The 25,320-nt window shown below is 70.9% G+C and carries 20 protein-coding genes and 2 pseudogenes; 14 read left to right on the forward strand and 8 right to left on the reverse strand.

The genetic code is table 11. From position 1 onward, the window contains the following. The first annotated feature begins 14 nt into the window (after nucleotides 1-14). Nucleotides 15-599 (forward strand): DJ-1/PfpI family protein, encoded by a 585-nt coding sequence (locus ACZ67T_RS32630; RefSeq protein WP_469988758.1) that lies wholly within the window; start codon nucleotides 15-17, stop codon nucleotides 597-599. A gap of 54 nt (nucleotides 600-653) precedes the next feature. On the opposite strand, the gene ACZ67T_RS32635 is transcribed toward ACZ67T_RS32630, so the two are convergent. From ACZ67T_RS32635 to ACZ67T_RS32650, 4 genes are all read right to left on the reverse strand, one after another. Then, nucleotides 654-1,247: a sigma-70 family RNA polymerase sigma factor gene (locus ACZ67T_RS32635; protein ID WP_469988760.1), complete on the reverse strand. Its 594-nt coding sequence runs from the start codon at nucleotides 1,245-1,247 to the stop codon at nucleotides 654-656. 195 nt (nucleotides 1,248-1,442) lie between these two features. Further along, the gene (locus ACZ67T_RS32640) at nucleotides 1,443-2,165 is read right to left on the reverse strand and encodes a hypothetical protein (protein ID WP_469988762.1); all 723 of its coding nucleotides are present in this window, start codon (nucleotides 2,163-2,165) and stop codon (nucleotides 1,443-1,445) included. Nucleotides 2,166-2,310: 145 nt separating this feature from the next. After that, nucleotides 2,311-3,978: a class I adenylate-forming enzyme family protein gene (locus ACZ67T_RS32645; protein ID WP_469988764.1), complete on the reverse strand. Its 1,668-nt coding sequence runs from the start codon at nucleotides 3,976-3,978 to the stop codon at nucleotides 2,311-2,313. Next, on the reverse strand, nucleotides 3,975-5,735 hold the full coding sequence (locus ACZ67T_RS32650) for a CoA transferase (protein WP_469988765.1): 1,761 nt from the start codon (nucleotides 5,733-5,735) through the stop codon (nucleotides 3,975-3,977). Before ACZ67T_RS32650 ends, ACZ67T_RS32645 begins: the two co-directional genes overlap by 4 nt. A 153-nt stretch (nucleotides 5,736-5,888) precedes the next feature. Between ACZ67T_RS32650 and ACZ67T_RS32655 the strand changes: the two genes are divergently transcribed. After that, nucleotides 5,889-7,043: an acyl-CoA dehydrogenase family protein gene (locus ACZ67T_RS32655; RefSeq protein ID WP_469988767.1), complete on the forward strand. Its 1,155-nt coding sequence runs from the start codon at nucleotides 5,889-5,891 to the stop codon at nucleotides 7,041-7,043. Nucleotides 7,044-7,072: 29 nt separating this feature from the next. Here ACZ67T_RS32655 and ACZ67T_RS32660 read toward each other — a convergent pair whose 3' ends face one another. After that, a complete protein-coding gene (locus ACZ67T_RS32660) occupies nucleotides 7,073-8,095 on the reverse strand; it encodes a sugar ABC transporter permease (RefSeq protein WP_469988769.1) in 1,023 nt (340 codons plus the stop codon). Beyond that, entirely contained in the window at nucleotides 8,092-9,288 is a 1,197-nt protein-coding gene (locus ACZ67T_RS32665; protein WP_469988771.1) for an MFS transporter, read from the reverse strand. Before ACZ67T_RS32665 ends, ACZ67T_RS32660 begins: the two co-directional genes overlap by 4 nt. A gap of 161 nt (nucleotides 9,289-9,449) precedes the next feature. Between ACZ67T_RS32665 and ACZ67T_RS32670 the strand changes: the two genes are divergently transcribed. From ACZ67T_RS32670 to ACZ67T_RS32695, 6 genes and pseudogenes are all read left to right on the forward strand, one after another. Continuing rightward, the gene (locus ACZ67T_RS32670) at nucleotides 9,450-10,235 is read left to right on the forward strand and encodes a hypothetical protein (RefSeq protein ID WP_469988773.1); all 786 of its coding nucleotides are present in this window, start codon (nucleotides 9,450-9,452) and stop codon (nucleotides 10,233-10,235) included. Between the two features lie 178 nt (nucleotides 10,236-10,413). Then, nucleotides 10,414-11,013 carry a sigma-70 family RNA polymerase sigma factor gene (locus ACZ67T_RS32675; protein WP_469988775.1) on the forward strand — a complete coding sequence of 200 codons (600 nt, stop codon included), beginning with the start codon at nucleotides 10,414-10,416 and terminating at the stop codon, nucleotides 11,011-11,013. A gap of 199 nt (nucleotides 11,014-11,212) precedes the next feature. After that, the gene (locus tag ACZ67T_RS32680) at nucleotides 11,213-12,709 is read left to right on the forward strand and encodes a PepSY-associated TM helix domain-containing protein (protein WP_469988777.1); all 1,497 of its coding nucleotides are present in this window, start codon (nucleotides 11,213-11,215) and stop codon (nucleotides 12,707-12,709) included. Next, the gene (locus ACZ67T_RS32685) at nucleotides 12,706-13,362 is read left to right on the forward strand and encodes a DUF5134 domain-containing protein (RefSeq protein WP_469988779.1); all 657 of its coding nucleotides are present in this window, start codon (nucleotides 12,706-12,708) and stop codon (nucleotides 13,360-13,362) included. The genes ACZ67T_RS32680 and ACZ67T_RS32685 overlap by 4 nt, the downstream gene beginning before the upstream one ends. 216 nt (nucleotides 13,363-13,578) lie before the next feature. Beyond that, nucleotides 13,579-13,794, forward strand: coding sequence for a hypothetical protein (locus ACZ67T_RS32690; protein ID WP_469988780.1), 216 nt, complete (start codon nucleotides 13,579-13,581; stop codon nucleotides 13,792-13,794). A gap of 530 nt (nucleotides 13,795-14,324) precedes the next feature. Continuing rightward, nucleotides 14,325-14,474, forward strand: a pseudogene (locus tag ACZ67T_RS32695) (IS3-like element ISAar24 family transposase); the annotation flags it as partial. A 359-nt stretch (nucleotides 14,475-14,833) separates the two neighbouring features. Here ACZ67T_RS32695 and ACZ67T_RS32700 read toward each other — a convergent pair. Continuing rightward, nucleotides 14,834-15,862, reverse strand: a complete 1,029-nt coding sequence (locus tag ACZ67T_RS32700; RefSeq protein ID WP_469988782.1) for an AraC family transcriptional regulator — start codon at nucleotides 15,860-15,862, stop codon at nucleotides 14,834-14,836. 176 nt (nucleotides 15,863-16,038) lie between these two features. Here ACZ67T_RS32700 and ACZ67T_RS32705 point away from each other — a divergent pair, with 176 nt between their 5' ends. From ACZ67T_RS32705 to ACZ67T_RS32725, 5 genes are all read left to right on the forward strand, one after another. Beyond that, nucleotides 16,039-17,190 carry a beta-keto acid cleavage family enzyme gene (locus ACZ67T_RS32705; RefSeq protein WP_469988784.1) on the forward strand — a complete coding sequence of 384 codons (1,152 nt, stop codon included), beginning with the start codon at nucleotides 16,039-16,041 and terminating at the stop codon, nucleotides 17,188-17,190. 114 nt (nucleotides 17,191-17,304) lie between these two features. After that, the gene (locus ACZ67T_RS32710) at nucleotides 17,305-18,000 is read left to right on the forward strand and encodes a carboxymuconolactone decarboxylase family protein (RefSeq protein WP_469988786.1); all 696 of its coding nucleotides are present in this window, start codon (nucleotides 17,305-17,307) and stop codon (nucleotides 17,998-18,000) included. After that, nucleotides 17,997-19,418: an MFS transporter gene (locus ACZ67T_RS32715; protein ID WP_469988788.1), complete on the forward strand. Its 1,422-nt coding sequence runs from the start codon at nucleotides 17,997-17,999 to the stop codon at nucleotides 19,416-19,418. Before ACZ67T_RS32710 ends, ACZ67T_RS32715 begins: the two co-directional genes overlap by 4 nt. Before the next feature lie 53 nt (nucleotides 19,419-19,471). After that, nucleotides 19,472-20,290 (forward strand): SDR family NAD(P)-dependent oxidoreductase, encoded by an 819-nt coding sequence (locus ACZ67T_RS32720; protein ID WP_469988789.1) that lies wholly within the window; start codon nucleotides 19,472-19,474, stop codon nucleotides 20,288-20,290. Nucleotides 20,291-20,509: 219 nt separating this feature from the next. Further along, nucleotides 20,510-22,033, forward strand: coding sequence for a long-chain-fatty-acid--CoA ligase (locus tag ACZ67T_RS32725; protein WP_469988791.1), 1,524 nt, complete (start codon nucleotides 20,510-20,512; stop codon nucleotides 22,031-22,033). Nucleotides 22,034-23,588: 1,555 nt separating this feature from the next. Here ACZ67T_RS32725 and ACZ67T_RS32730 read toward each other — a convergent pair. After that, nucleotides 23,589-24,056: pseudogene (locus ACZ67T_RS32730) on the reverse strand (DUF4916 domain-containing protein). Between the two features lie 226 nt (nucleotides 24,057-24,282). Here ACZ67T_RS32730 and ACZ67T_RS32735 point away from each other — a divergent pair. Beyond that, nucleotides 24,283-25,308: a LacI family DNA-binding transcriptional regulator gene (locus ACZ67T_RS32735; RefSeq protein WP_469988793.1), complete on the forward strand. Its 1,026-nt coding sequence runs from the start codon at nucleotides 24,283-24,285 to the stop codon at nucleotides 25,306-25,308. Nucleotides 25,309-25,320: the final 12 nt, after the last annotated feature.

A 25,320-nucleotide genomic window follows, 5' to 3' on the forward strand; every position in this document is an offset into this window, starting at 1 on the left:
AAGGAGGCGGCTCCATGTCATTGCGCGTTCAGATCCTCGTGTACGACGGAGTGGAGGAACAGGACTTCATCGGACCGCGTGACGTGTTCGGGCACGCCGAACTGGCCGGCGCCGACGTCCGGACGATGCTCGTGCGCCCGTCGGGGTCCCCCGAGCAGATCAGCGGCCTGTTCGGCACGAGATTCGTCGTTCCGACCGTCTGGGATCCCACGGCGGCAGGCCTCTTGGTCGTCCCGGGCGGCGCCGAACATCTCATCGACGACGTCGGTGTCCGGCAGGACCTGGTGCGGGCACACCGCGCGGGCGTGGTCCTGGCTGGTGTCTGTACGGGCGTCATGGTCCTGTCCGCCGCAGGGCTGACGGACGGCAGGCCGTGCACCACGCACCAGCACGCCAAGGCCGAACTCGTTGCGCAGGGAGGCGAGCTGATCGACGCGCGAGTCGTGGACGACGGTGACCTCGTGACGGCGGGAGGTGTCACCAGTGGCATCGATCTGGCGCTGTGGATGCTGACTCGCGAGTGCGGCCCTGGCGTCGCCCTGGCGGTGGAGTCCGTCATGGAGCACGAACGGCGCGGCGTCGCGTGGTACCGCTCCTGACCTTCGGGTGGGCGCCGGTCTCGCGGAGCGCGCCGACACCCACCCGGCGGTTGGTCAGCCCGATCGCGTGACGGTCGCGGCTGCGGCCTCCGCCGCCTCCAACTGCCGTACGAGAGAGGCTCGGGCGCGCCCCACGCGAGAGCGGATCGTCCCGACGGGGCAGCCGCTGAGTGCGGCGGCGTCCGCGTACGGCAGACCGAGGACCTGTGTCAGGAGGAACGCCTCCCTGCGCTCGTCCGGGAGCGTGTCGAGCAGGGCCGACAGGGCCACGCCGTCGTCGAAGCCGGGAACGCAGCGTTGCTGAGCGCGCTCCGCCGCGCTCTGCCAGTCCTCTGACGGCGACAGCCGCGGCCGGGCGGCGGCGTGACGGAAGCTGTCGATGACGGAGCGACGGGCGATCGACAGGATCCAGGTCCTGGCAGAAGAACGGCCTTCGAACCGGTGCAGACTGCGCAGGGCGCGCAGAAAGGTGTCCTGGGCGAGGTCGTCGACGAGGTGGGGGTCGGCGCACAGGCGTCCCACATAGCGCAGGACGTCCTGGTGGAGTGCTCGGACGAAGAGATCGGCGGCGTGCGCGTCGCCGTCACGGGCGGCGAGGGCGAGTGCGGTCGCCTCGTCAGGCGGGTTGAGCAGGGCAGGAGTGGTCACCTGGTGTCCCTCTCGGGGCGAGGCACCGGATGCCGCGACGCCTCTGTGCGGGCGGCAGTGGCCCTCCGAACTGGAAGGGCCGCATGTCCGGTCCCGACGGCGTGCGTCGTGGCTCCGGTGTGTGAGGGGCCGGCCGCGTCCGGAAGGACGTGGCCGGTGCCCGTCCGCCGGGTGGCGTCGGGGTGCCGGCTGTCGTCAGACGACAGCGGGACGTGCCGGCGGTCCCCTTGAAGTGATGGTCCGGGAGAGGAGGAGCGCGCGCGGTGCCCGGTCCGAGGCCGGCCGAGGGGCGGGACACACCGTGTCCGGTACCGGCACGACGACGCATCGGGGCAGCCGCAGTGGTGCGGTCAGCCACCCCTGTACGGCGCGCAGGGCTTCGAACGCCACGCGCTCGCCCCGGGCCAGCCACAGACCGCAGACCACCGCGGCGATCAGGTGCGCGGTCAGCATGCCGGCCGAGGCCGTGACGCTCATGCCGGTCTGGGACGCGCTCATGCCAGGCATGCCCTCCATGCCGCCGTGCAGGGGAGACATGGCGGGCATCGGCATGCTGTGTGCGGACGCACCGGAGACATGGCCGTCCGCGGGCGTGGGTGAGGCGCTGCACAGCAGGTACGAGGTCCATCTGCGCAGCAGCGTCGGGCCGGTCGCCGGATCGGCGAGGGCCTGCGCCAGGCACAGGAAGCCGTGCAGGGCGACCTGTAAGCCGACACAACCCGCGAGGACGGCCCGGGGCCGGCGCTCGACGGCCGCGAGCATCCAGCCCACACCCACGGCAGCCGCGAGCGAGCACGGCAGCGCCCACCGAGGAATCGCGGTGTCCGACATGACCACGTGCCCCACGGCAGCGAGTACCGTGCAGACGGCCGCGAACATCCCGGCCCGAACCGTGCGCGCACACCGTCCAGCAGTCATGGCGGGTACATCGTCCCATCCCGAGGCTTCCGCCACGGGGGAACACCGAAATCACTGCGTCCTCATCCGGTGACCGGGGCGGACCGGGAGCATCGGTCACCGATGCGGTCCGCCCCGGTGTGCGAGCGACCCTGCCGGCCCGGCGTCAGACCGTACGCACCGACGTGCCCGAGGCTTCGATGGCGCACCGTTCGCGCAGCAGCGCGCGGTCCGGCTTGCCGGCCGGGGTGAGGGGCAACGCGTCGAGAAGAAGCAGGCGTTCGGGATGCTTGCGCCGCTCAAGCCCGCGCGCATCCAGGTGAGCGCTCAGTCCGGCCGTGTCGGGAGCCTCGCCCCTGGGCACGACGCAGGCGGCCAGGCGTTCGCCGAGCACCGGATCGGGCACGCCGACGCACACCACGTCGCGGACCCCAGGATGAGTGGCGATCTCCAATTCGACCTCGGCGGGGCTGATGTTGGCGCCGCCGCGGATCACCACGTCCTTCAGGCGTCCGACCACGCGCAGATTGCCGTCGGTGTCGATGAGTCCAAGATCGCCGGTGCGCACCCAGCCGTCCGCGGTGCGGTACCGGGCGTTGAGTTCGGGCGCCGCGACGTAGCACAGCGGCGTCATGGGGCCGCGCGCGACGATCTCGCCGACCGTGTGACGTGGCGCCTCCCGCAGATCGGGCGTGCCGGGCACCGCGATGCGTATGTCGGCGACGCGGGGGTCCGGACGCCCGGCGAGGACGCCTGGACCCGCGCCCTGAGCGGACGCGTCGGCTAGCGTGGTGTGGCAGTTGACGCCGTCGGCCGAACCGTAGAGGTTCACCACGGGGCAGCCGAACGCCCGGCGGGCCTCGGTCGCCGTCGCGTCGTCGAGCACGGAACCACCGACGATGATCGCCGTCGGCCTGGCGATGATCGTCCGGCCGGTCTCCGCCAGGCGGTCGAGCATCATCCGGACCATGGTCGGCACTCCGAGGACGTGGGTGGGGGCGTACGTCTCCAGGGCGTCCAGGGCGGCCTGCGGGGTGAAGTGGTCGAGAAGGACGAGCGTACCGCCGTGCCGGGCGAGGGTGACGGCGGTGCCGTTGCTGCCGAACGCGGAGGCCAGCGGGACCAGGAAGAGGCAGCGGGGCGGCTGTCCTTCGGTCATGAGCGAGCCGAGGAAGTTGCCGCGCCCGCCCGCGAGCGCGTTGTGTGAGTAGGCGACCATCTTCGGCTCCGCCTCCGAGCCGGAGGAGACGAGGATGCGGGCGCCGCCGTCGGGGTCGGGGCGTGCCGGGGCGAAGTCCGCCGGGTCCGAACGCAGCAGCGTCCGGAGCGTGACACAGTCGTCGGGCACCGGCCCGGGTCCGGCCGCGACGACCGTACGCAGGTGGGGGAGTTCACCGCGCAGGGCCGTCAGGTCGGCTGCGTGGCGCTGTCCGCGGTGCTCGGTCGCTGCGATGACGGCGGCCGCCTCGGATCTGCCCAGCAGCGACGCGGCCTCCCGCCGCCCGCGTCCGACCGGGAAGGGGAGGGCGACCGCTCCCGTGGCCGCGAGTGCGAGATCGGCGAGCACGGCGTCACGCCCGTTGGGCAGCTGCACGCCGACGATGTCGCCAGGGCGTATCCCGAGCCGGGTGAGCCCGGCGGCCAGACATCGCACCTTGCGGTCCAGCGCGGTATAGCAGAGCTTGCCCTTGGCGTCGAGTACGGCCGTGCGGTGCGGATCGGCGATCCGGTGCGCGCGGTACAGGCTGTAGAGGTCCAGGTCCGGGCAGGTGCCGTCGGCGGTCCAGGAGCGGCGCAGCCGGGCAGGCAGGAGGTCGGGCAGGTCGACGGTCACAGGAAGCTCCAGGGGGAGGGGACGCTCAGGGCGCCGTGCGCGTCGCGGATGAGAGGACCGGAGGAGGCCGGGCGTGTCAGGTCGGTGGTGACCGGTACCGCGTCCAGCCGACGTCGCGCCAGGAAGTCCAGGGCCTCGGCCGTCGTCATGGCGCTGGTGTCGAGGGGAGCCGCGGCGACATCGGCGAGGGCCACCCATCCGTCCAGCGTGCGCAAGGGCTCACGGAATCCCGCCGGTGGGCGCGGGTCGAGCCCGCTCGCGGCCCGTGTCCTGGCTGCGGCGGTGAGCACGTCGGCCGCCGACAGCAGCGAGGAGTCGACCCGGGCGCCGTGTCCCGTGCGCTCGCGAAGGAGGAGGGCGGCCAGGACCGCCTCCGCGCCGAGCAGCCCGCCGAGGACATCGAGCACGGTCATCAGGGACGGAGCGGCCGGCTGGTCGGCGGGACGGACGGCCTCGCCGACACCGGTACGGGCCTGCACCATGAAGTCCGTTCCCATCGGGGCCCCGGGCAGCCTGCCGGCCCAACCGCTCGTGTACGCGTACACGAGGGACGGGTGCGCCGCGCACAGGTCGCCGTGGTCCAGGCCGAGCTGCGCCGCCTTGCCGGGCGCCCAGTTGTGCAGGAACACGTCGGCCTCGGCGACCATCTCCTTCAAGCGGGCGCGGTCGCCTGGAGACTTGATGTCGACCTCCACGGCCTCCTTACCCCGGTTGAGGGCCAGCCAGCGGGCCGAGATACCCGAGCTGGTGGGCGGCATGCCGCGCAGCGGGTCCCCGCCAGGCGGTTCGACGCGGATCACGCGGGCGCCCAACCGCTGCAGCAGGTGCGCCGCGAGAGGCGCCTGAACGCGACGACCCGCCTCCAGGACCGTCAGTCCGGACAGCGGGAGACCTTCGGCCGCATCGCGTGCGCGCCGTGCCTCCGGCCCCGGCGCAGGGTGAGCCGAGATCGTCCACGGGGGAGCACCGTCGTGCTCCCGGCACCGGTCGGCCACGGACCACAGGGGACACAGGTCGGCGCCCGATGCCTGCGCGGCTGTCCGGATGCGCTCCCAGGAGGCGGTGTGCGCGGCGACGTGCAGGGACAGCGGGAGAGGAGCGCAGGCGGTCGCGTACCGGAACTGGAAGGGCCGCCACCCTCGGCGCACGTCCGTGGCCGGCGCGCCCAGCGCGGTCCAGAAGGCCGACCACACCCCGGCGTCCAGGGTCTCGACCTCGAAGCGAGTGCCCTCGCGTGAGGTGAACGGCGGTCCGCCCGGACCCAGTTCCGCCGCCTCGCCCTCGTCGGCGCCCGCCGCCGCGATGTACTGACCGATCGTCAACAGCCCGGCCCGCTCCGCGCTCACCCCGACACGGGAGAAGCCGTCCATTCCGCGGGCCCGGCCCAGTAGTGCGGCCAGCAGGCCCTGCACCGTGAGGATTCCCGTCGTTGCGTCGAGGTAGTCGACGCCCAGTCCACGCGGGCTTGCGTCCCGGCGCCCGTGCACGTCCATCACGCCGGACACGGCCTGCGCGGTGGCCTCGTCGACTGCCTTCTCCCCCCAGGACGTGTGCCCGTGGACGGTGCCGTACGTGCTGCTGAGGCCGATCAGGTCGGCCTTCTCATCACCGTCGGCCGACTGTGCCGCGGCCCCGAGCAGGCGCAGATGGTCGGCGACCAGCGCGCGCCCCGGACCGGGCGATTCCGGGACGGTGAACCGCGCCGCGTCGAGCGGTGCGGCCGTTCTCTCGACGTCCGGTATCGCTGGAGTCGTCATGCTTCCCCTTTCCTGCCACGTTCCTGCCACGGGAACCCGGGCGCGTTCTGACCCGACCAGTCCCTCGGAAGAGAAGTCGGAAGCATGCCCGTGTGAGTTCCCCGTGGTCCCGGGCCACGACGTGGGACAGGGCTGCCGGGGAAGGATGCTGTGATGCCGCAAGAGCACGTGCATGAAGTCGAGTTGAAGGAACGGGTCGCGGACTTCGTGCGGACGTGGGTCGTACCGCGTGAGGCCGTGCTGGATGCCGGGGGACCTGCTGCGGCCGAGGTGTTGGGCGTGCTGCGCCGGCGTGCCGTGGGCGCGGGGCTGTGGGCGCTTCCCCTGCCCGCGGACCTCGGCGGTCAAGGGCTCGGGCTCGCCGCTTATGCGCCGATCGCCGAGGTCGAGGGCTTCAGCGACCACGGTCCGGCCGCACTCGGTTCCGCGTCCCTCCTCGATGTGCTGATGCTGCGACGGCACGCGGCGATCCGGGTGCGTGAGGCATACCTGAAGGGTCTGGTGGCGGGCGAGATACGGGCCAGTTACGCGATGTCGGAGCCCGATGTGCCGGGCACCGACCCGTTTCTCACCGCCACTCGGGCCGAGCGACTGCCCGACGGGTCGTGGCGCGTCAGTGGCCGGAAGTGGTTCATCAGCGGCGCTGCCGACGCCGATCTCCTCACCGTTCTCGCCCGGACCGACGGGGAGACGGGCGACCGTGGGGGCCTGTCGCTGCTGCTCGTGCCGGCCGGCACACGGGGCTTCCGCGTCGTGCGTTCCCTGCCCGTGTTCGGCGCGTCGGGGCAGGCCGAGATCGCCCTCGACGACGTGGTCGTGCCCGCCGACCACCTCGTCGGACGTCGCGGCGCCGCCCTGGACATCGCGGGTGAACGGCTCCAACTGGGTCGCACCCTGCGCTCCCTGCGGTGGCTCGGACAGGCGGGACGCGCATTCGAGCTGCTCCGCGCCCGGGCCGCCGGCCGCACCACGTCACGCGGTCCGCTCGCCGGACGCCAACTCGTCCAGCGCCATGTCTTCGAGGCGCTCCTCGCGCTGCGCATGACCAGGCCGGTCGTCTACGAGGCCGTCGCCCGGCTGGAATCGGGAGCCGACGCCCACGTCGAGGTCGGGCTCGCGAAGGTGGCTGCCGCCCGGACCCTGGAACAGGTCGCCGACGCGGCGATCCAGGTCCACGGCGCGGAGGGGCTCGGCCCGGACACGCCGCTCCCCGGCCTTTACCGGACCGGCCGGGCGGCCCGCGTCCTGGACGGCCCCGACGAACTGCACATCTCCTCGGTGGCCCGAAGAGTGCTCGGCCGCCTGTGACGGCATTCCCGCCTGTACGGCGGCACCCGTCAGGCGGCGTGCGGGTCGACCAGGCCCACCAGCGCCGCCAGGGCGAAGGCCAGGAAGTACGTGCCCCAGATCAACTCGTGGCGGGGTGCGGTGGGCGCGGCCAGGTCGTAACAGCCGTCGAGGAGGCGGCCGTCCTCCGTGAGGTGCGCGTTCACCAGCTCGCGCAGAAGGTCTACGGCCGTCCGCCGCTCTCCGGCCTTGAGGAGGGCGACGGAGGTGATCGCCGCAGCCGAGGTGTCGCGTGGTCCGTGTGGGTGCGCGTAGTGCGCGGGCGGCACGACGGCGGGCTCGCCGCGCAGCAGCGGCAGATACGGTGCCAGGCCGTCCGTGCCCAGGCGGTGCGCCCCGTCGGCCAGTGCCAGCAACAGCCACGCCCGCCCTCTGCTCCAGTCCGGCAAGGGCTCGTCCCGAGGCGTCCAACCGGCCCCGGGAATGTGCAGCCATGCCCAGCGCCCGCCACCGAGGCACAGGTCGAGGTGCCGTCTGAGATGAGACCGGCTCTCCTCGGCCGCGTCCGAAGCCAGGAGCGGTACGAGGCCGGGCACCCCGTCCGCGCGGGCCAGCGGGCCGGGGCCGCCGAAGGCCGATCCCCAGGGCACGAGGCCCAGCTCCGCGTCGAAGGCCGAGCGGCACGCACGCACGGCGTCCGCTCGCAGCCGGGCGGCCTGGAGCGTGTCACCGAGGGCTGTTCCGTACCAGAGGACGAGCCCGCGCGCGGCGGTGTCCGCGTCGACCCAGGGGGCGAGCCGGCGTGTCCAGAGGTCAGCCGCGGCGTGGTCGCCGGCGTCTTCGGTGCTCCGGGCCCGCAGCCAGAGCAGCCCGGTCCAGAAACCGCCCGTCCACGAGCCCCGGCGCGTTGTCGTCCAGTGACCGTCCCCCGGGTCGGCGTACAGGGGAAAGCCCTCGCCGACCTGCTCGCGCGTATGCGCCACCCGTGTCAGCACCGCGTCGAGAGCGGGCGCGGCCCAGGGCGGTCCCACCGGTCCGCGGTCGCCTTCCCGCCGGTTGTTCGGGGCGGTCACCGGGCGGACCCGCGGGCCGCGCCGACGAGCGCGACGGCGGAAGCCGCCGCGAACTCCGCCGTCACGAGGAGCCACCCCGAGCCGTAGTGCCCCGCCGAGGCGAGCACGCCGAACACCGGCGGACCGAGCGCGAAACCGGCGAAGAACCCAGCTGAGACGAAAGCCGAGTCCTGCCCCGCGCGTCCGGCGGCGGCACCGCTCATGACGACGAGCATGGACACGGCGTTCGCGGCGACGGCGCACAGGCCGACTGCCAAGGCGCCGGGCCACACGAGCCAGGAGACAGCACCCGACGCGTACAACAGAAGACCTGCCGCGACGGCTCCTGCGGCCAGCCATCCCGGGAGCGACACCGCGCGTCGCGGCGTCGCGGCGACCCGCGACCACCACACCCGGCCCAGGATGCCCGCGACGCCGAGGACCGCCACCAGGATGCCCGCGGTGGTCGGCGCGAACCCCAGCTCGTGCGCCCCGTACAGGGCGAAGTAGGTGTTGACCGAGGCGATGCCGCACCCCAGCAGCAAGGAGAAGAGGGCCAACCAGCGCGCCGTGCTCCCCGTCCTGCCGCCGCCGGGCCCGCGCGGAGCGGGGGCATCGGGTGGCAGGACGCGCACGGCCCAGCCGGCGGTCGCCACGGCCGTCAGCGCCGCGGTCCACACCGCCCAGCGCCAGCCGACGGATCCGGCCAGCGCGGACAGCGGCAGCCCGGCCGCGAAAGCACCCAGTTGCACCCCCGACTGCTTGAGGCCGGTCACCCCACCTCGCCGAGCGGCGGGAACCGCCGCCAAAATCGTCTTGTTCGTCGCGGGGTTCGCCAGGGCCTGGGGCAACCCGCCCAGAGCCACCGCGGCGAGCAGTACGACGGGGCCGGACGCGGCGCCGATCAGCCCCAGAGCCACCCCCGCAATGCCGAACAGGGCGATCAGGCATCGCCTGGGGCCGATGCGATCCGCCAGCCGTCCCCCTACCGGTGACAGCAGGGCCGCCGCGCCGAACCCGACCGTGGTGGTGAGCCCGAGCAGGGTGGGAGAGATGCCGAGGACGTCGACCAGCCGCGGTGCCAGGGCCCCCAGCAGGAACAGCTGGAGCATGGAGAAGGCCATCGCGCCGGTGAGCAACACCGTCAGCGCCGCCTGTCCGCCCTGGCCCGGCCGCTCGTCCCGGATGCCCATAGTGCCGTGTTCCACCGTCATCGAGCGCCTCTCTGGTGACCGCCACCGCCCCCGCCGACAGCGGGACTCCCTACAGGAGTCGCCCGTGCGCGGTGCGGAGTTCCGGGCAGGTACATGGCCAAACGAATGTTTTTCCCGACCCGGTTCAGCGTGCCGCGTACGCGGAGTGCCAAGATGTCGCCGTGTCTGTCAGCCGGGTGTCACGCGTTGCGCGCGCCGCGATGTTCGCGGCGGTGTGTGTCGTGCTCGCGGCTGTGGGCCACGTTCTGATGTCCGGTTCCCCGCTGCCCTGGCCCGTACTCGGCCTGGCACTGCTCGGGACGGCACTGGCGGGCTGGGCGTTCGCGGCCAGTGAGCGCCGTCGGCGCACGGTGGTCCTGCTGACGCTGGCGGTGCAGGCGTGTCTGCACGGCGCGTTCACCCTGGCCCAGTCGACCGCGGGTGCTGGGGCGGTTCCCGGTTCTGCTTCGGCGAGTCCCCAGCAGTGGGCTCGCTATCTGCTGTGCGGTGATCCGTCCCCCGAGGCGGCCGCTCGTGCCTACGACCTGGCGGTGCGTACCGGACTCACCGACGGCGCGTCGCCGATGCCCGCGGCGCACGAACACGGTGCGATGGCGCACGACATGGCGGGTATGGCCGGTTCATCGGCCATGACCGGCATGGCGGGAATGCATCACATGGGTGGCATGTCGGGTACGGCTTCGTGGGGGATGCTCGCTGCCCACGTGCTGGCCGCTCTCCTGTGCGGAGTGTGGCTGGCTCAGGGAGAGCGCGCGGTGTTCCGTGTCCTGCGGGCGGTGGCCGACGCGACGTTCGTCCCGCTGCGGCTGCTTCTTTGCGTTCTGCCGACCGTCGAGACCTCCTCACCGTCCCGTCGACCCGTTGCCGTCGTGCGACGTCTGCGCTCACGGCTGCTCGTCCACACTCTCACCACCAGAGGTCCCCCGGGAGCCCCTGCTGTCCTGTGACAGCCGGCGCCACGCGTCCGGCGGCTCAAGGCCGCCCCGACGTGCTCCCCGTGCTCGCGCCTGAGCGGCACGGTTTTTCTCCCGTTTTCCCGTGACGTGCTCGTGACGCTGTCCGGCTTCGCGTGCCGGCAGTCCGTCACGCCTGCGCTCAGCGGGATCCGAGAAGGGACCTCGGGCAATGACTCCTGCCCTGCCCACGGTGACCGACGACACGGTCACCGCCATCGCCCTCGCCGCTGCGCGCGGTGACGGCGACGCAAGTGAGCGCTTCGTGCGCGCACTTCAGTTGGACGTGCGCCGCTTCGTGACCTACTTGGCCAAGGACGCCCAGGCGGCGGACGATCTCACGCAGGACACGTTCCTGCGGGCGCTGTCGAGCCTGCACCGCTTCGAGGGCCGCTCGTCGGCGCGCACCTGGCTGCTGTCCATCGCGCGCCGTGTGGTGGCCGACAGCCTGCGGCACGCGGCCGTGCGCCCGCGTCTGGCCGACACCGTCGACTGGCAGGCCGCCGCCGAGCGCAGCCAGCCGAAGGGTCTGCCCGGCTTCGACGACGGCATCGCCCTGATGGAGATGGTCGACGCCCTGCCGGCGGACCGGCGTGAGGCGTTCGTTCTCACCCAGCTCCTCGGTCTTTCCTACGCCGAGGCCGCCGCCCTCGGCCGGTGCCCGGTCGGCACGGTGCGCTCGCGAGTGTCGCGGGCGCGTTACTCGCTGGTGGAGTGCCTCACCAGCGCGGAGTCCGTACCGGACGACGTGTCCGAACTGATCGCCGCCTGAGGCCGTACCGCCCGGCATCGCATGCACCGCCCCCGCTCGGTGTGGTGCGTGCGGTGCCGGGACCGGCCCGGCTTCACCCGACGTCCTGACCGTGGCCCAGGCCACTTTGATTTATCGGGAACTCATTCGCCCTCGCGTCCGACCACTACACCGGACCGCCGAAAGCGGTGGGCGACGTTCCGTTACAGAAAGGCCCGTTATGGCGGAAAGCCACACAGCGCGAGCTGCGACGGACATATCCCCGGCCGACCCCACTGTGCAGACTCTGGACAGTGACAGCGCGGACACCGCTCCCGATCGGGAAGCGGAAGCCGCCGCGGTACCCGGAGGCCCCAGGCCCCCCGTTTCCTGGACCGGACTTCGCCCGCTGCTGCTCCGGCTCCACTTCTACGCAGGCGTCGTCATCGGCCCGTTCCTGCTCGTCGCCGCGGTGACCGGACTGATGTACACCGCGACTCCGCAGATCGAAGCGGTCGTCTACCGCCATCAGCTCCACGTCACCCCGCAAGGAGAGCCCGAGGCGCTGTCCGCGCAGGTGGCGGCGGCGCGCAAGGCGGTCCCTGACGGCACGCTGTTCTCGGTGACCCCGGCCACCGGCCGCACCGACAGCACACGCGTCGTCTTCGACAAGCCCGGCCTGCCCGACAACTACACCCAGACCGCGTTCGTAAATCCGTATACGAGTGAAGTGCTCGGCCAGGAGCGGACGTTCGCAGGCTGGTGGCTTCCGGTGCGTTCCTGGGTGGACGGATTCCACCGGCATCTCAATCTGGGCGAGCCCGGCCGGATCTACAGCGAGATCGCGGCGAGCTGGCTGTGGGTGGAGGTCTTGGGCGGTCTCGCCCTGTGGCTGACGGCAGCACGCTCGCGTCAGCGCGTGCGGCGCGTGCTCGTCCCGCAGCGCGGACCGAAGGGACGCCGCCGCACGATGTCGTGGCACGCGGTCGTCGGTGTGTGGGCCTCGGTCGGTCTGCTGGGCCTGTCGGCCACAGGCATGACCTGGTCCGTGCACGCCGGAGCGAGCATCGGCAAGATCCAGTCGGCGCTGGCCGGACCGACCCCGGTGGTCTCCACCGAACTGCCCGGACACAGCACCGCCAGGCAGAGCGGCAGCGGCCGGAGTGCCGGGAAGGACGTCGGCATCGACGCGGTCGTGGCCTCCGCGCACGCGGCCGGACTGCGTGGCACCCTCAATGTGTCGCCGCCGACGAAGGAACAGGCCACGTACGTGGCCAAGGAGAACACCCGCAGTTGGCCCGAGCGCCACGACACCGTGGCCGTGGACCCCGCCACCGGCAGGGTCACCGACCGGGCGAACTGGGCCGACTACCCGCTGCTTGCCAAGTTGACCAGCTGGGGCATCGACGCCCACATGGGCCTGCTGTTCGGTCTCGCCAACCAGATCGCGCTCGCCCTGCTCGCGCTCGCCCTCATCGGCATGATCCTTTGGGGCTACCGCATGTGGTGGCTGCGCAGGCCCACCCGCACCGGCGGCTTCGTCCTCGGACGGGCACCGGCACGCGGAACCTGGCGGCGTCTGCCCGGCTGGTTCCTGGCCCCGGTGGCCCTGCTGGTCGCCGTGATCGGCTACTTCGTGCCCCTCTTCGGCCTGCCCCTGCTGGCATTCCTCGTCATCGACCTGGTCAACGGTGCGCGCCGCCGGCGCCGCACCGAGCGTACGGAGGTGACCGCGTGATCAACGCGACCGGACTGCGCTGGATCCTCACAGTCCTCTTCCTGCTCCCCGCCCTCTACGCCCTCTGGCTGGCCGTCGCTCCGGGCCGAGCTGCGGCCATCCGGGTGGGGCACGTTCTGCACGCCGCCATGGGCCTTGCGATGGCCGCGATGGCCTGGCCCAGAGGCATGGAACTACCTGCCGCCCCGCAGGTGGCCATCTTCTCGGCGGGGGCGCTGTGGTTCGCCGTCGCCGCGGTGGCCCGGTCCTCCAAGGAGGGCACGCGGGCGGCGACCCTGGTGGCAGCGCTGCCGCACATCGTGATGCTGGCGGCGATGGCCTGGATGGCGGCGGTGATGGGCGGCTCCGCGATGGCATCCGGTGCGGGCGGCATGCCGCAGGACATGCCGGGAATGGACATGTCCGGCGCCGACGCCACCAGCGCCATGACTCTCGCCCAGCCCGCCGACCAGTGGACAGCCGGTCTGCTGGCCCTCGTACTCCTTGGACTCGGACTGCGCTGGCTGGCCCAGGCGTTCGATCTGGGGCGTGTCGCCGTCGCCGCCGACGGAACACGGGGAGCAACAGTTCTGTTCAGCGGCGAGGCGTCCGAATCCGCTTGCCACGCAGCGATGGCGGTCGGGATGGCGGTGATGTTCGCGCTGCTCGTGTGACGAGGGCGCGTCGGCGGAAGCTCCCTTTTTGAGTGAGTCGTTCGGGGCTCGCCATTGGTTCCCGGAGGACCGGCCCCGGCGGAAGCATCCGGGGCGCTGTACGGCGGACAGCCGTGCAGGCGTGCTTCCGCCTCCGGTCCGTGTGCCGCGTCCGCCCGGGCGGCTCCGGGTAGAACCACGGCACAGCCAGCTCAACTCTCGGACGGGAGCAGCGACATGACCGACCTGACGGGCCTCCAAGAGGTGGCCACCTTCTGCGGCAAGTGCAACTGCGGCTGCCCGCAGCTGTTCATCGACCCCGCCGCCCCCGAGGACAAGCGCATCGTCATCACCGACGACTTCGGCCAGCGCGTGCAGATGAGCGCGGACCAGTTCTCCTCACTCGTCGAGGAGGCGAAGGAGGGGAAGCTCGACGCCCTGGCCGTGACGTGAAGTTGTGCGATTCCGGATGGGCGGTTCCGGCCGCGGGCGAGCCGTCCAGGAGAAGCAGTGAGTAACGCGAAGGGCTCCCACCGACGCGGGATCGGCGGGAGCCCCTGGTGTCTACCGCAACCAAGACGACTCCCGACGCCAAGGCCGTGACGCTCGGGCCGTGCCTGCGAAGGGGTTGGGCCGGAAAGCAGGACCTGACCTGCGGGTTTTCGTCCGGCAGTCAGGTCGACGCCTTTCCGATGACGTACCAGGTGGAGGGCTCGATCGGCTACGCTGGCGGTTGTCTTAGCGGAGATTGGTGGATACCAATGTGGATAATGCCAACCGGAGGGTTCGGTTGAGTTTCTTCGGTGGGTGAGCTGCTGTGGCTGCACTGTAGAGGGCAAGTCCGGCCGCACCAACCGGCCACTTGGGCTGCGTGGTCGAACTTCACCAGGTGCTGGGGGGTGCGTCCAGCGCCGTGACGCCCGGCCGGGCCTCTGCGTTCGGGGGACGGGCCTGGTGCGCGGTGGCCGATGAGGTGTTGGCCACTCCTGCGTTCGTTCGGCACCGTCGGAGACGGTCTGGACAACGCGATGATGGACTCGTTCTGGTCCTCGATGCAGATCGAGCTGTTGAACCGCACGCGGTGGAAGACCTGGGTCGAGCTGGCGAACGCGATCTTCGAGTACATCGAGATCTCCATGGGGCAGGTCAAGATGTCCTTCCGATCGCGCAGCAGACCCTCTGCAGCCTGGCTCGCCACATCGTGATGTAGAGCTGGACCGTGACGGGTCCGAACGGACCTGGGAGCGCCCGTTCGTTCCTTGGCAAATCTGGTTGAGCCGGCCAGGGCAGCGAGCGCAGCTCTGTCTTGACAGACGTCAGCCCGCCGTAGTCGACCCGCGCGGTCCGCTGGCCTTCCTTCAAGATCAGCTGAGCAACGCGCCGCTGCGTGAAACTGGCCGAGGGATGGGCCAGTTGACCGCATGGCCGACGAAGACGCGGGGCGCGTGGCTCTGTCGGCGCCTCGCCCGCCACCAGGCCGGACCGTCGACGCCTAGCCTGCCGGCGGGCCGGACTGACGATGCCTGGCCCGCCAGCGGACCGGCGTCACGTCGTGCCACCGCTTGAACGCTCGGGTGAAGCTGCTCTGGGTGGTGTAGCCGAGCATGACCGAGATCTCGGCCAGCGGCATATCCGTGGCTCCGAGGAGCCGGGTGGCCAGGTCCCGGCGGGCGCCGTCGAGGAGTTCCTCGAAGCTGGTGCCGTGCCGGGTCAGGTGCCGATGCATCGTGTGCCGGTGGACGTGGAAGAACGACGCGACGTACTCCGCGTTGCACGTGCCCGAGGGCAGGAGGCCCTGGATGGCGCGGCGTACCTGGGTCACGAAGTCGACGGGGCCCTCGCCGCGCAGTTCCGCCAGGCGTTCGTGCAGGAAGCTCTGCAGTTGGCGATCGGTCCCTGTGCGCTTCCGCTCGTGGTCGAGGACCTCGAGCGGGAACCACACCTCGTGCCGGGGCTGGTCGAACAGGACCGGGCAACCGAAGAAGAGGCGGTACGGCGTGGGAGACGCCGGCTCGCGGTGCGCGACCCGGACCGAGAGCGGGCGCCAGGTGTGGCCCAGTACCAGCTCCAGGATCTTGACGTTGGCGGTGAGGTATCCGGTCAGTACCTGGTCGCTGCCCGGGAAGGGGCTGTGTACGGCGACCGACAGGGCCGCGTACTCGTCCTCCATGTCGAGCGAGGCGACGATCCCGGGATACCAGATCGGGCTGAAGTGCAGCAGTTCTTCGATGGCCGCCCGTACGGTGGGCGCGTTCAGGATGAGAAAGCGCAGCGGGCCGGTGTTGCCGAGATCGGCACGTTGCCCGAGCAGCAGCCCGAGGTGATCGCATCCGGTGGCCCGGGCCGCGGCCTCGATGATCTCGCCGTGGACGGACATGGGGAGCGGCCGCAGGGGCTGGGTGAACGATTCGGGTGCGATGTCGAAGGACGCCAACAGCTCCCACGGGTCCGCTCCGAGCTGCCTCATGATCTCCGGCAGCGCGGACAGCGCACCGACCGGGATCGTTGCCTGGGTGAGCACCGCATCACCGCTTCTCGCTGCCGGTCGGCCCCGGGATGACCCAGGAGTGACGAAATGCTAAATACTTGCGACCAGATGCGCAATGTGTGACCGGCGTCTCTTTCTACGGTGGGGCCACCCGAGGACGTACCTCCCTCGCGGTACCGGGTTCAGACCTCCCATCGAAGGAGTCCGACATGCATTTCATGGACGACAGCCTCTACCCCGAGAACCAGGAGAAGCTGGTCATCCAGGCGGCGCCCTACGGTCCGCAGTGGACCCCCGGCGACTCCGACGACATCCCCGTCAGCATGGACGAGCAGGTGCAGAAGGCGGTGGACTGCTGGAACGCCGGTGCCACGCTGCTGCACGTGCACGTCCGTGAAGAGAACGGGAAGGGCTCCAAGCGCCTCTCCAAGTTCAACGAACTGCTCGGCCGGCTTCGTGAGGCCGTCCCGGAGATGGTGCTGCAGGTAGGCGGATCGATCTCCTTCGCCCCCGAGGGAGAGGGCGACGAGGCCAAGTGGTTGGACTACGACACCCGGCACATGCTGGCAGACCTGGACCCGAAGCCGGACCAGGTCACCATCGCCATCAACACGAGTCAGATGAACATCGTCGAGATGCTCTCCGATGACGACGTGGCCGGCACCATCCTGGAGAAGCCGGAGTACGTGAGGGCGTACAGCGAGATGGTCTCGGACGCCCGTCCGTCCTTCTACATCGAGCACCTCGAGCGACTGGCCGCCAGCGGCATCCAGCCCCACTTCATGCTCGGCCACGTCCACCAGCTCGAGTCGGTCGAGCGGCTGATCCGCAAGGGCCTCTACCGAGGCCCGCTGGTCCTGAACTACGTCGCCATCGGCGGCGGCGCGGCCGGCTTCCACCCCGCCGACCTCGTCGAGTTCGTCCGTCGCACCCCGGACGGGTCCGTGCTCACCATCGAGAGCGCGATGCGCGCCTGCCTGCCGATGAACACGATGGCGATCGCGATGGGTCTGCACGTGCGGGTCGGCATCGAGGACAACCTGTGGGGACGCAAGGGGGAACGGATGTCCTCGGTCGAACAGATCGAGCAGATGGTCCGTATCGCCCGCGAGCTGGGGCGAGACATCGCCACCGGCACGGAGGCGCGTGCGATCTACAAGATCGGTGAGACGTACTCCAGCACCGAGGAGACCCTGGCCCGGCTCGGTCTCCCGCAGAACCGCCGTCCCGGCCGGCGTGGATTCATCGTCCCGGGCAGCGAGGCGTCGAAGGCCGACGGGCCCGCAATCTCCAGCGACGAGGGCACCGTTCTCGACGAGCTCGCGGCCCGCAGCAGCGTGAGCGCCGGCTCGTTGCGCTGACCCACGGCGCCCCAGACCGGGAACGGCCGCGGCCGCTGCCCGCCGCCCGCTCGCCGCGTTCGCGGCCACCCCGCCCCTCCGACATCCCGTCGCCACACGCCCCGAGGAAGCGCCATGACCGCATTCGCGCACCACCATGCCGCACGCCCTGATGTCCACCCCGCACCGCCGGCCCCCGCCACCCCCGAGCACGTCCTCGGCCGCAAGCTGGCCGCCCTCGTACGCCTCAAGCTCAATGCCTCGGTGACGCACCTGTACGACCGCGGAGTCCGTCGTCAGGCAAGGGAAGCGATACGGGCCGGAGCCAGCCGCGCCGAGGTGCTGGAGGTGCTGAAGCTGTCCACAGTCATCGGCATCCACGCGATGGCGGTCGGCGTGCCGATCCTCGACCACGAGCTCGCCTGCGCCCAGCAACCGCCTGAGCCGGCGGAACCCTCAGGCCCCACCCCTGTCTGCGCCATGCTGCGTGACACGGGTCAGTTCAACCCCGCCTGGGACGCCGTCTACGACGCGGCCCCGGACTGGCTCGAGGCGTTCCTCGCCAGTGCGGTCGGCATCTGGCGTGACGGTGTTCTCCCGCCCGTGTGGGTGGAGCTCCTGTGCGTCGCGGGCGATGCCTCAGTCACCCACATGTACACCCCGGGGACCAGGCGCCACATACGCGGCGCCCTCGCACTGGGGGCGAGCCGGGAGCAGATCCAGGCAGTCCTCGACATCGTCGGCCAGCAAGGTGACGACGCGCTCGAGGTGGCATCCGAGGTCCTCGCCGACGTGTGTTCACTGCACCTCACCGGAAGCGAGCAGGCATGACCACCATGCCGGGAGCCAGGGCCGACACCCTCCTTCAGATGGGCGCCCGACTCGAGCGACTCCCGCTCTCCCGCTGGCACAAGTCACTGGTCGCGCTGCTCGCCGCGGCCCTCGTCTTCGAGTACATGGACCTGTACTCGTTCGCGTTCACTGCTCCGGCGCTGATCGACCACGAGGGATTCACCGTCCACGACGTGGCGGCGATCACCGCGGCCACCGCGTTCGGCACCCTGTTCGGCGCCGCGGGTGCCGGGCGCCTCGCGGACCGGTTCGGCCGCAAGCCGATCCTGCTGGCCTGCGTCGTGGCGTACTCCCTGGGCTCGCTGGTCAACGGCCTGGTCGCCGACCCAGGCGCATTCCTCGGCCTGCGCTTCGTCACCGCCGTCGGATTCCAGGGGATGAACGTGGTGGCGGTCGTCCTGATGGCTGAGCTGATACCGGCCGACTTCCGGGGCCGGGCCCTGGCCTGGGCGATCGGGGTCGGAGGGCTCGGCCCGGTCCTGATGGCCTGGCTCGGCTACCTCGTGGTCCCCCATGTCGAGTGGGGCTGGCGCGTGCTCTACCTCCTAGGTGGGCTCGGTGTGCTGCTCGCCGCGGTGCTGAGACGCAGGCTCCCGGAGTCGCCGCGCTGGCTGGCCTCCGTCGGCCAGGTCGAGCGGGCCGAGACGACGATGCGTGCCATCGAGGACCGGGTGACCGGCGAGGGGCACGTCCTGGTTCCCCTCGAAGCGGCGCTGCCCGCAGTCGCACCACCTCCGCAGGAGCGCTCCGGGCTGCGCGCTCTCGTCCAGGCCGGGTACGGAGGCCGGTTCGCGTTCACCGCCGTGCTCTGGTCCCTCGGCGTGGTGGCGTACTTCGGGTTCAACTACTGGGTCTCGACCATGCTCAAGTTGCGCGGCTTCAGCCTCGAACAGACCGCGTTCTACACGGCGATCATCATCTCCGCAGGCGTGCTCGGGCCCTTGGCCGCCACCACGTTCGCAGACCGATGGCAGCGCAAACACATCCTGGCCGTCGTCGGCACCGGTATCGCCGCCGTCGCCCTCGCGCTGACCACGGTCTCGTCCACACTCGCCACCGTCGCCCTCGCCTGTCTCCTCTCGTTCGGCCTGCAGATGTCGGTCGCCCCGACCAACACCTACACCAGCGAGGTGCTGCCCACCCGCCACCGCTCCACCGGCATGGGCTGGTCCAACTCCGTCGCCCGGGTCGCGAACATCGCTGCGGCGCAGGTGATCGGGGCACTGCTCATCGCGTTCGGCTCCGCGGGGGTCTTCTCCTTCATCGCCGCGCTCCAGCTCGTGTTCGCACTGGTGGTCGGTGTCTTCGGCATGAAGACCCGGAACACGTCGCTCGAGAACATCGAGCTGCGGCAAACGCCCCCGGAACTCGACCGGGCCGAACCCCTCCGCTCGTGATGCGACTCGTGATTCGACGTCAGCCCTCCGACCTCCAGGGAACGCACATGCGCATGAAGGACAAAGTCGCCGTCGTCACCGGCGTCGGCCCCGGCCTCGGCAAGGCCATCGCCGTCACCCTTGCCCGCGAAGGCGCCCGGCTGGTGGTCTGCGATGTGGACGCCACCTCGCTCGCCGAGACCTGCGACGCCGTGGAGGAGGTCAGGGGTGAATGCCTCCCGGTGAACTGCGACGTGTCTTCGAGCGGAGAGGTGGCCGACCTGTTCGCCGCCGCGGCGGATCGGTTCGGGACCGTGCACGCACTGATCAACAATGCGGCGTTGACCCCCAACCGCCCCGTGGACACCGAGCGGCGCAACGAACTCTATGCCTACCTGCAGACCCCGGTTCCGCGAGGATCGCTGGGGTTCACCAGCGCGATCACCGACGAGGAGTGGCTGCGCTACTGGGACGTCAACGTGCACGGTGTCTTTTACTGCACCCGCGAGGCACTGAAGCTGATGGAGGCGCAGCGCTACGGGCGGATCGTCAATGTCGCCTCCATCGCGGGCATCTCGTCCCGGAGTGCGCACAGTCCCCACTACAGCGCGACCAAGGGCGCGGTGATCGCGTTCACCCGCTCGGTGGCGTTCGAGGTCGCCGGCGCGAACGTCTTCGTGAACGCCCTGGCCCCCGGCGGGGTCGCGACGCCCGCGTTCAACGGCTACCTCGAGCAGATCGGCGAGGAGGGGCGCAACCGGCTCTGGCAGTCCTGCCCTTCAGGCCGCTTCGGCACGGTCGAGGAGTACGCCGCCACCGTGCTGCATCTGGCAGCGGCCGAGCACTACCTGGTCGGGCAGGTCATCAGCCCGAACGGCGGCTCGGCGATCTGACCGCCGTTGAGTCGGCAGCGCGCGCCGCAATCGGGTGCGCTGCCGGCCTTCGGCGACCACGGCTCGTCGATGAGCATCCGGTGGGGAAGCGCCTGCGCGATGTGCGCGTGATGACAGGACCTCGCAGCCCCGGAAGCTGCTCCTCGGCCGAACCGAGACCGGCGTCGGTGCGTTCCGCCGCCCCTCGTCCACCCCGGCCCTCACGATCCCGGAGACTCCATGACCCTCCTGTCGCTCGCCACCGTGCTTGCCGAGCCCGCCCGACGTTCCCCTGACAAGCTCGCCCTCGTGCAGGGCCCGGACCGGGTGACGTACGCCGACCTGTGGCGCCAGGCCCGCCAGTGCGCCGCGAGCCTGCAACTCGGTGGCGTGCGGCCCGGGGACCGGGTCGCGCTGCTCGCGCCCAACGTGTCCGACTTCGTGCGCGCGTACTACGGGATCCTCGCCGCCGGCGGGGTCGTCGTCCCCGTCCCGACCCTGCTCACGGCCGACGAGGCAGCCCTTCTCCTCGCCGACTCCGGTGCGACCACGTTGCTCCACGACGGCTCCTGCGGCGCGCTCGCCCACGCCGCCGCGGCGAGCGCCGGCGTATCTGCCCGGGAGATCGTGGACCTGTGGTCTCCGGGGGTCGAACCTCTCCGGGTGGCAGAGCCCCGACAGGCCGAGGACATCGCCGTCATCTTCTACACCAGCGGCACGACAGGACGCCCCAAGGGAGCGCAACTCTCCCATCTGAACCTCGTGTTGAACGCCACCGTCAACGCGTTCGACACCACGCCGATCCGCCAGGACGACGTGGTGATGGGCTGCCTGCCGCTCTTCCACACCTTCGGGCAGACCGTGGCCATGAACGCGACCTTCCGGGTCGGGGCCACGCTGTTGCTGCAGCCTCGATTCGCGCCGGACGACGCCATCGAGCTGATGTATCGCGAGAGCGCCACCATGTTCTTCGGCGTACCCACGATGTATGTGCAACTGCTCGAGGCAGCGCCCCGAGCGGTCGGGATGCCACGCCTGCGCGACTGCGTCTCAGGCGGCGCGCCCCTCGCTGTCGCGGTCATCGAGCGGTTCGAGAACGCCTTCGCCACCACCGTCTTCGAGGGCTACGGCCTCTCGGAGACCTCCCCCACCGCGGCGGTCAACCAGCCCTGGTTCGGCACCCGCGCCGGAACTGTCGGGCACCCACTGTGGGGCGTCGAGGTGGAGATCGCCGACGAAGCCGTCGAGGACCGGATCGAGCTGCTCGGGCCCGGTCAGCTCGGTGAGGTCGTGATTCGTGGACACAACGTGTTCGCCGGTTACCTCGGCGACCCGGACGCCACAGCGAAGGCGATCGTCGACGGCTGGTTCCGCACCGGCGACATCGGCCAGGTCGACGCGGACGGGTTCGTGAGCATCGTCGACCGCAAGAAGGACCTGATCATCCGTGGTGGGTTCAACGTCTACCCCCGGGAGGTCGAGGAAGTCCTCGCGCGACACCCCGCGGTCGCGCAGGTCGCGGTCATCGGCCTGCCGGACAAGGAGCGGGGAGAGGAGATCTGCGCGGTCGTCGTCCCCGCCGTCGCGACGGGTGACGTTCCCTTCGACGCCGACGAGCTGGCGGCCTGGGCGCGCGAACGGTTGGGCCGCCACAAGTACCCGCGGCACATCGAGGTGCTCCCGTCGCTGCCTATAGGCCCCAGCCATAAGGTCCTCAAGCGAGAGTTGCGCCAGAGGTTCGCCCCGCAGGCGGTGACCACGTGAGCACCGCGTTCCTGCACGAGGGCAGCGCCCGACCGGGCTGAACCGCTTGCGCGTGATCACGATGTGAAGAACCGAGTGGGACGCCCGTACGGCGACCCAAGGCGACCGCTGCGTCGGGCAGTTGCCGGTGTGTGGGCGCCGCCGCCGCTCGGCGTCTCGCCATGGACGGTGATCCGAATGCCGGCGGTGGCTACGGAGTCGTGTGACCGGTAGATGCGTCGGCGATCGCGGCAGGCAGTTCCTCAGGTGACGCGTAGACGCCGCTCGCGACGCCGGCCAGGAGCGCGGCTCCTCGGCAGCCGGCTTCGTGCACGGGGGAGAGGCGACGTTGTTCCAGGCTTCGGTGCGGAGTTGGCGTACGCCGAGGCTGCGGGACCAGCCGCCGGTCATGACGGTGCGGAGGTGGGGGCCGAGGACGGTGGTCATTCGGTGTCCATCCGGATCGCGCTCGGCGGCCGCGTATCAGGCTCGGCCCGGGGCGGCGTGGCGGCCGAGGACGCGCAGGGTCACGCTGCTTTTCGGGTTCGAGGACGGCGGTCACGCCGGCGTCGCGGTACTTGAGAGCGGCGGCGTCGTCATCGGACCGGAGGGGGGACGGGCATGTCCAGATCAACCACGTCCAGTACGTCGCCGACTTCGAGCCCTGCCGGCCGGCACTGCGCCGCGCGTTCGGCGAGGGAGCCCAGCAGGAGCTCTGGCACGCTGTCGGGCGGGTTGGTGCGGCGTGCGCGTATGACCGCTCCCGGATACCTTGCGCTCCTTGTTTCACGCCGGCCACGGACGAGGCGCCGCACTCACCTGGAGCGCGGCGCTTCATCCTTACGGCCAGTATCGCGAATCAGTACCGAGGGGTCAGTCTCCGGCGCCGGCCACGTTCCCGTAGACGTGGTTCGGGGCCTAGGGTGACGGTTGTCTTAACGGAGTTTCGCGGATACCAACAAGGACAATCCACGGCGGCAGGTCCGGTTGTCGTTCCTTGCCTGACGACGGTGCCCGACTGTAGGCCGGAAGTACGGCCGGACCAAACGAGCTTGGTTCACGCTGAGTGGTCTGCCATTGGCCGGCATCGGACTTGGGCCCCACGATGTGGTGCAGTGAGCTCACCGAGTGCGGTTCGGCTGGTGACGGGCGGCGCCGCCCGGATACGAAGTTCCGTTCCCGTGCTGCCAGTTGGCGGTGTTGGCCCTGCTGCCCGTGGAGCCGTTGAAGTCGTCGAGGGAGACTCGGTCCCAGGCCGACGGGGAAGTCGGGGCAGAGGCAACGGCCGGCTGGGTGGACGCGAGGGCGACAGCTTCCACCGCACCGAGGGCGCCAGCGACCGCGATCAGTGCCCGCCGGAACATGTGCGGTCTGTGATGATGATGAATGCCGGATCTTGCGGGGAGCACTCCGTGAATGTCGCTGATATCCGGAGAGGGTAATGATGACCCTGATCGTGGGACTGTGCGGATGAGGGCGGGCCTATCCCGCCGCGTGTCCCGCACCGTCGACCGAGTGCGGGTCCGGACCCGATCGCCGCAGCCGTGACGGCGGCGATCGGCGGTCGCGGACCGAGTCAGCCGACGAAGCCGGTGTGGGCGAGCGCTTGTGCGAGCAGGGCGCCGTGGCCGCCGACCATCTCGCTCTGCACGGCCGGTGAGACGGCGTCCTCGGGGCTGAAACAGACAAGGTCGAGCGCGTCCTGCCGGGGCTGACAGTCCCCGTACACCGGAACGATGTAGGGCAGCGAGACCGCATGCTGCCGTGGATCGTGGTACGGCGTGACGCCCTGTGTCGGGAAGTACTCGGCGACGGTGAAGGGCTGCAGGGAGGACGGCAAGCGGGGCAGTGCCACCGGACCGAGATCCTTTTCGAGGTGGCGCAGGAGGGCGTCGCGGACGCGCTCGTGGTGCAGCACGCGGCCGGAGACCAGGGTGCGGCTGACGGTGCCGTCGGGGCCGATGCGGAGCAGCAGGCCGACGCTGCTCACCTCGCCGCTGTCCGTGACCCGCACCGGCACGGCTTCGACCTAAAGGATCGGCATCCGGGCACGGACCAGCTCCAGTCCGTCCGGAGCCAGTCACCCGGGCGTTGTCTCAGTCATGTCGGGCATGGCGTGATCATATTTCAGCGGGCCCGGTCCACGGCCGAATTGCGCCGGACCGGTCTCATTCGTTCCCGGGAGCGCTCTCAAGCGGAAAGGGCGCCGGATATCCTGGACGCCGGACAGATCACCGAACCGACGGTGCGCCAGTCGAGGAGCGCCTGCCTTGCCCGAACCGACCACGGGGCCCCGCCCCACGCTTGAGGCCGTCGCCGCCCGGGCCGGCGTCTCCCGCGCCACGGTCTCCCGGGTGGTGAACGGCGGCGCGGGGGTGCGGGCCCCGGTGGCGGACAAGGTGCGTCAGGCGGTCGAGGAGCTCGGCTATGTGCCCAACCGCGCCGCCCGCACACTGGTGACCCGGCGCAACGGCGCGGTCGGTGTGATCATCGCGGAGCCGGAGTTCCGGATCTTCTCCGACCCGTTCTTCGAGCGGCAACTGCGGGGCATCAGCCGTGAGTTGACCGCGCACGACACGCAGCTCGTCCTGCTGTGGGCCGAGGGGCCGGGCGAGTACGACCGGATCGCGAGTTATCTCGGTGGCGGACATGTCGACGGCGCGCTCGCCTTCTCCCTGCACGATGACGACGAGCTGCCCGCTCTGATCATGCGGGCCCGGATCCCGACCGTGTTCGGCGGCCGCCCGCCGGCGCGGCAGGAACTCGCCGTGCCCTATGTCGACTGTGACAACCGCGGCGGTGCCCGGGAGGCCGTACGGCATCTCGTCTCGCTGGGGCGTCGGCACATCGGGCACATCGCGGGCCCACGGGATCTGATGGCCGCGGTGGACCGGGTCGACGGGTACCGCGATGTGCTGATCGACGCGGACCCGGCGCTGATGTCCCGGGGTGACTTCACGCTGGAGGGCGGAGCCCGGGCGATGGCCGAACTCCTCGACCGGCGCCCGGATCTCGACGCCGTCTTCGCCGCCAACGACCTGATGGCGGCGGGCGCGCTGCGGACCCTGCGGGAGTGGGGGGCGAGGGTTCCCGAGGACGTGGCGGTGGTCGGTTTCGACGACGTGGCGTCGGTGGTCGGGACGACGGAACCGGCGCTGACCACCGTGCACCAGGACATCGAGGGCATGGGCCGGCTGATGGTGCGGCTGCTGATGAGGCTGCTCGACGAGACCGATGGCTCGGTCCCCGCATCGGTGATCACCCCGACGGAACTGGTGCGGCGGGCATCGGCCTGACCTCCGATGCCC

The sequence above is a fragment of the Streptomyces sp. NPDC107517 genome, from assembly GCF_055582645.1.

Excerpts from the sequence above, each read along its gene's own strand:
- ACZ67T_RS32630 (WP_469988758.1), top strand. The coding sequence starts at position 15 with ATGTCATTGCGCGTTCAGATCCTCGTGTACGACGGAGTGGAGGAACAG.
- ACZ67T_RS32640 (WP_469988762.1), bottom strand. The coding sequence starts at position 2,165 with ATGACTGCTGGACGGTGTGCGCGCACGGTTCGGGCCGGGATGTTCGCG.
- ACZ67T_RS32650 (WP_469988765.1), bottom strand. The coding sequence starts at position 5,735 with ATGACGACTCCAGCGATACCGGACGTCGAGAGAACGGCCGCACCGCTC.
- ACZ67T_RS32655 (WP_469988767.1), top strand. The coding sequence starts at position 5,889 with ATGCCGCAAGAGCACGTGCATGAAGTCGAGTTGAAGGAACGGGTCGCG.
- ACZ67T_RS32665 (WP_469988771.1), bottom strand. The coding sequence starts at position 9,288 with ATGACGGTGGAACACGGCACTATGGGCATCCGGGACGAGCGGCCGGGC.
- ACZ67T_RS32675 (WP_469988775.1), top strand. The coding sequence starts at position 10,414 with ATGACTCCTGCCCTGCCCACGGTGACCGACGACACGGTCACCGCCATC.
- ACZ67T_RS32680 (WP_469988777.1), top strand. The coding sequence starts at position 11,213 with ATGGCGGAAAGCCACACAGCGCGAGCTGCGACGGACATATCCCCGGCC.
- ACZ67T_RS32690 (WP_469988780.1), top strand. The coding sequence starts at position 13,579 with ATGACCGACCTGACGGGCCTCCAAGAGGTGGCCACCTTCTGCGGCAAG.
- ACZ67T_RS32705 (WP_469988784.1), top strand. The coding sequence starts at position 16,039 with ATGCATTTCATGGACGACAGCCTCTACCCCGAGAACCAGGAGAAGCTG.
- ACZ67T_RS32710 (WP_469988786.1), top strand. The coding sequence starts at position 17,305 with ATGACCGCATTCGCGCACCACCATGCCGCACGCCCTGATGTCCACCCC.
- ACZ67T_RS32715 (WP_469988788.1), top strand. The coding sequence starts at position 17,997 with ATGACCACCATGCCGGGAGCCAGGGCCGACACCCTCCTTCAGATGGGC.
- ACZ67T_RS32720 (WP_469988789.1), top strand. The coding sequence starts at position 19,472 with ATGAAGGACAAAGTCGCCGTCGTCACCGGCGTCGGCCCCGGCCTCGGC.
- ACZ67T_RS32725 (WP_469988791.1), top strand. The coding sequence starts at position 20,510 with ATGACCCTCCTGTCGCTCGCCACCGTGCTTGCCGAGCCCGCCCGACGT.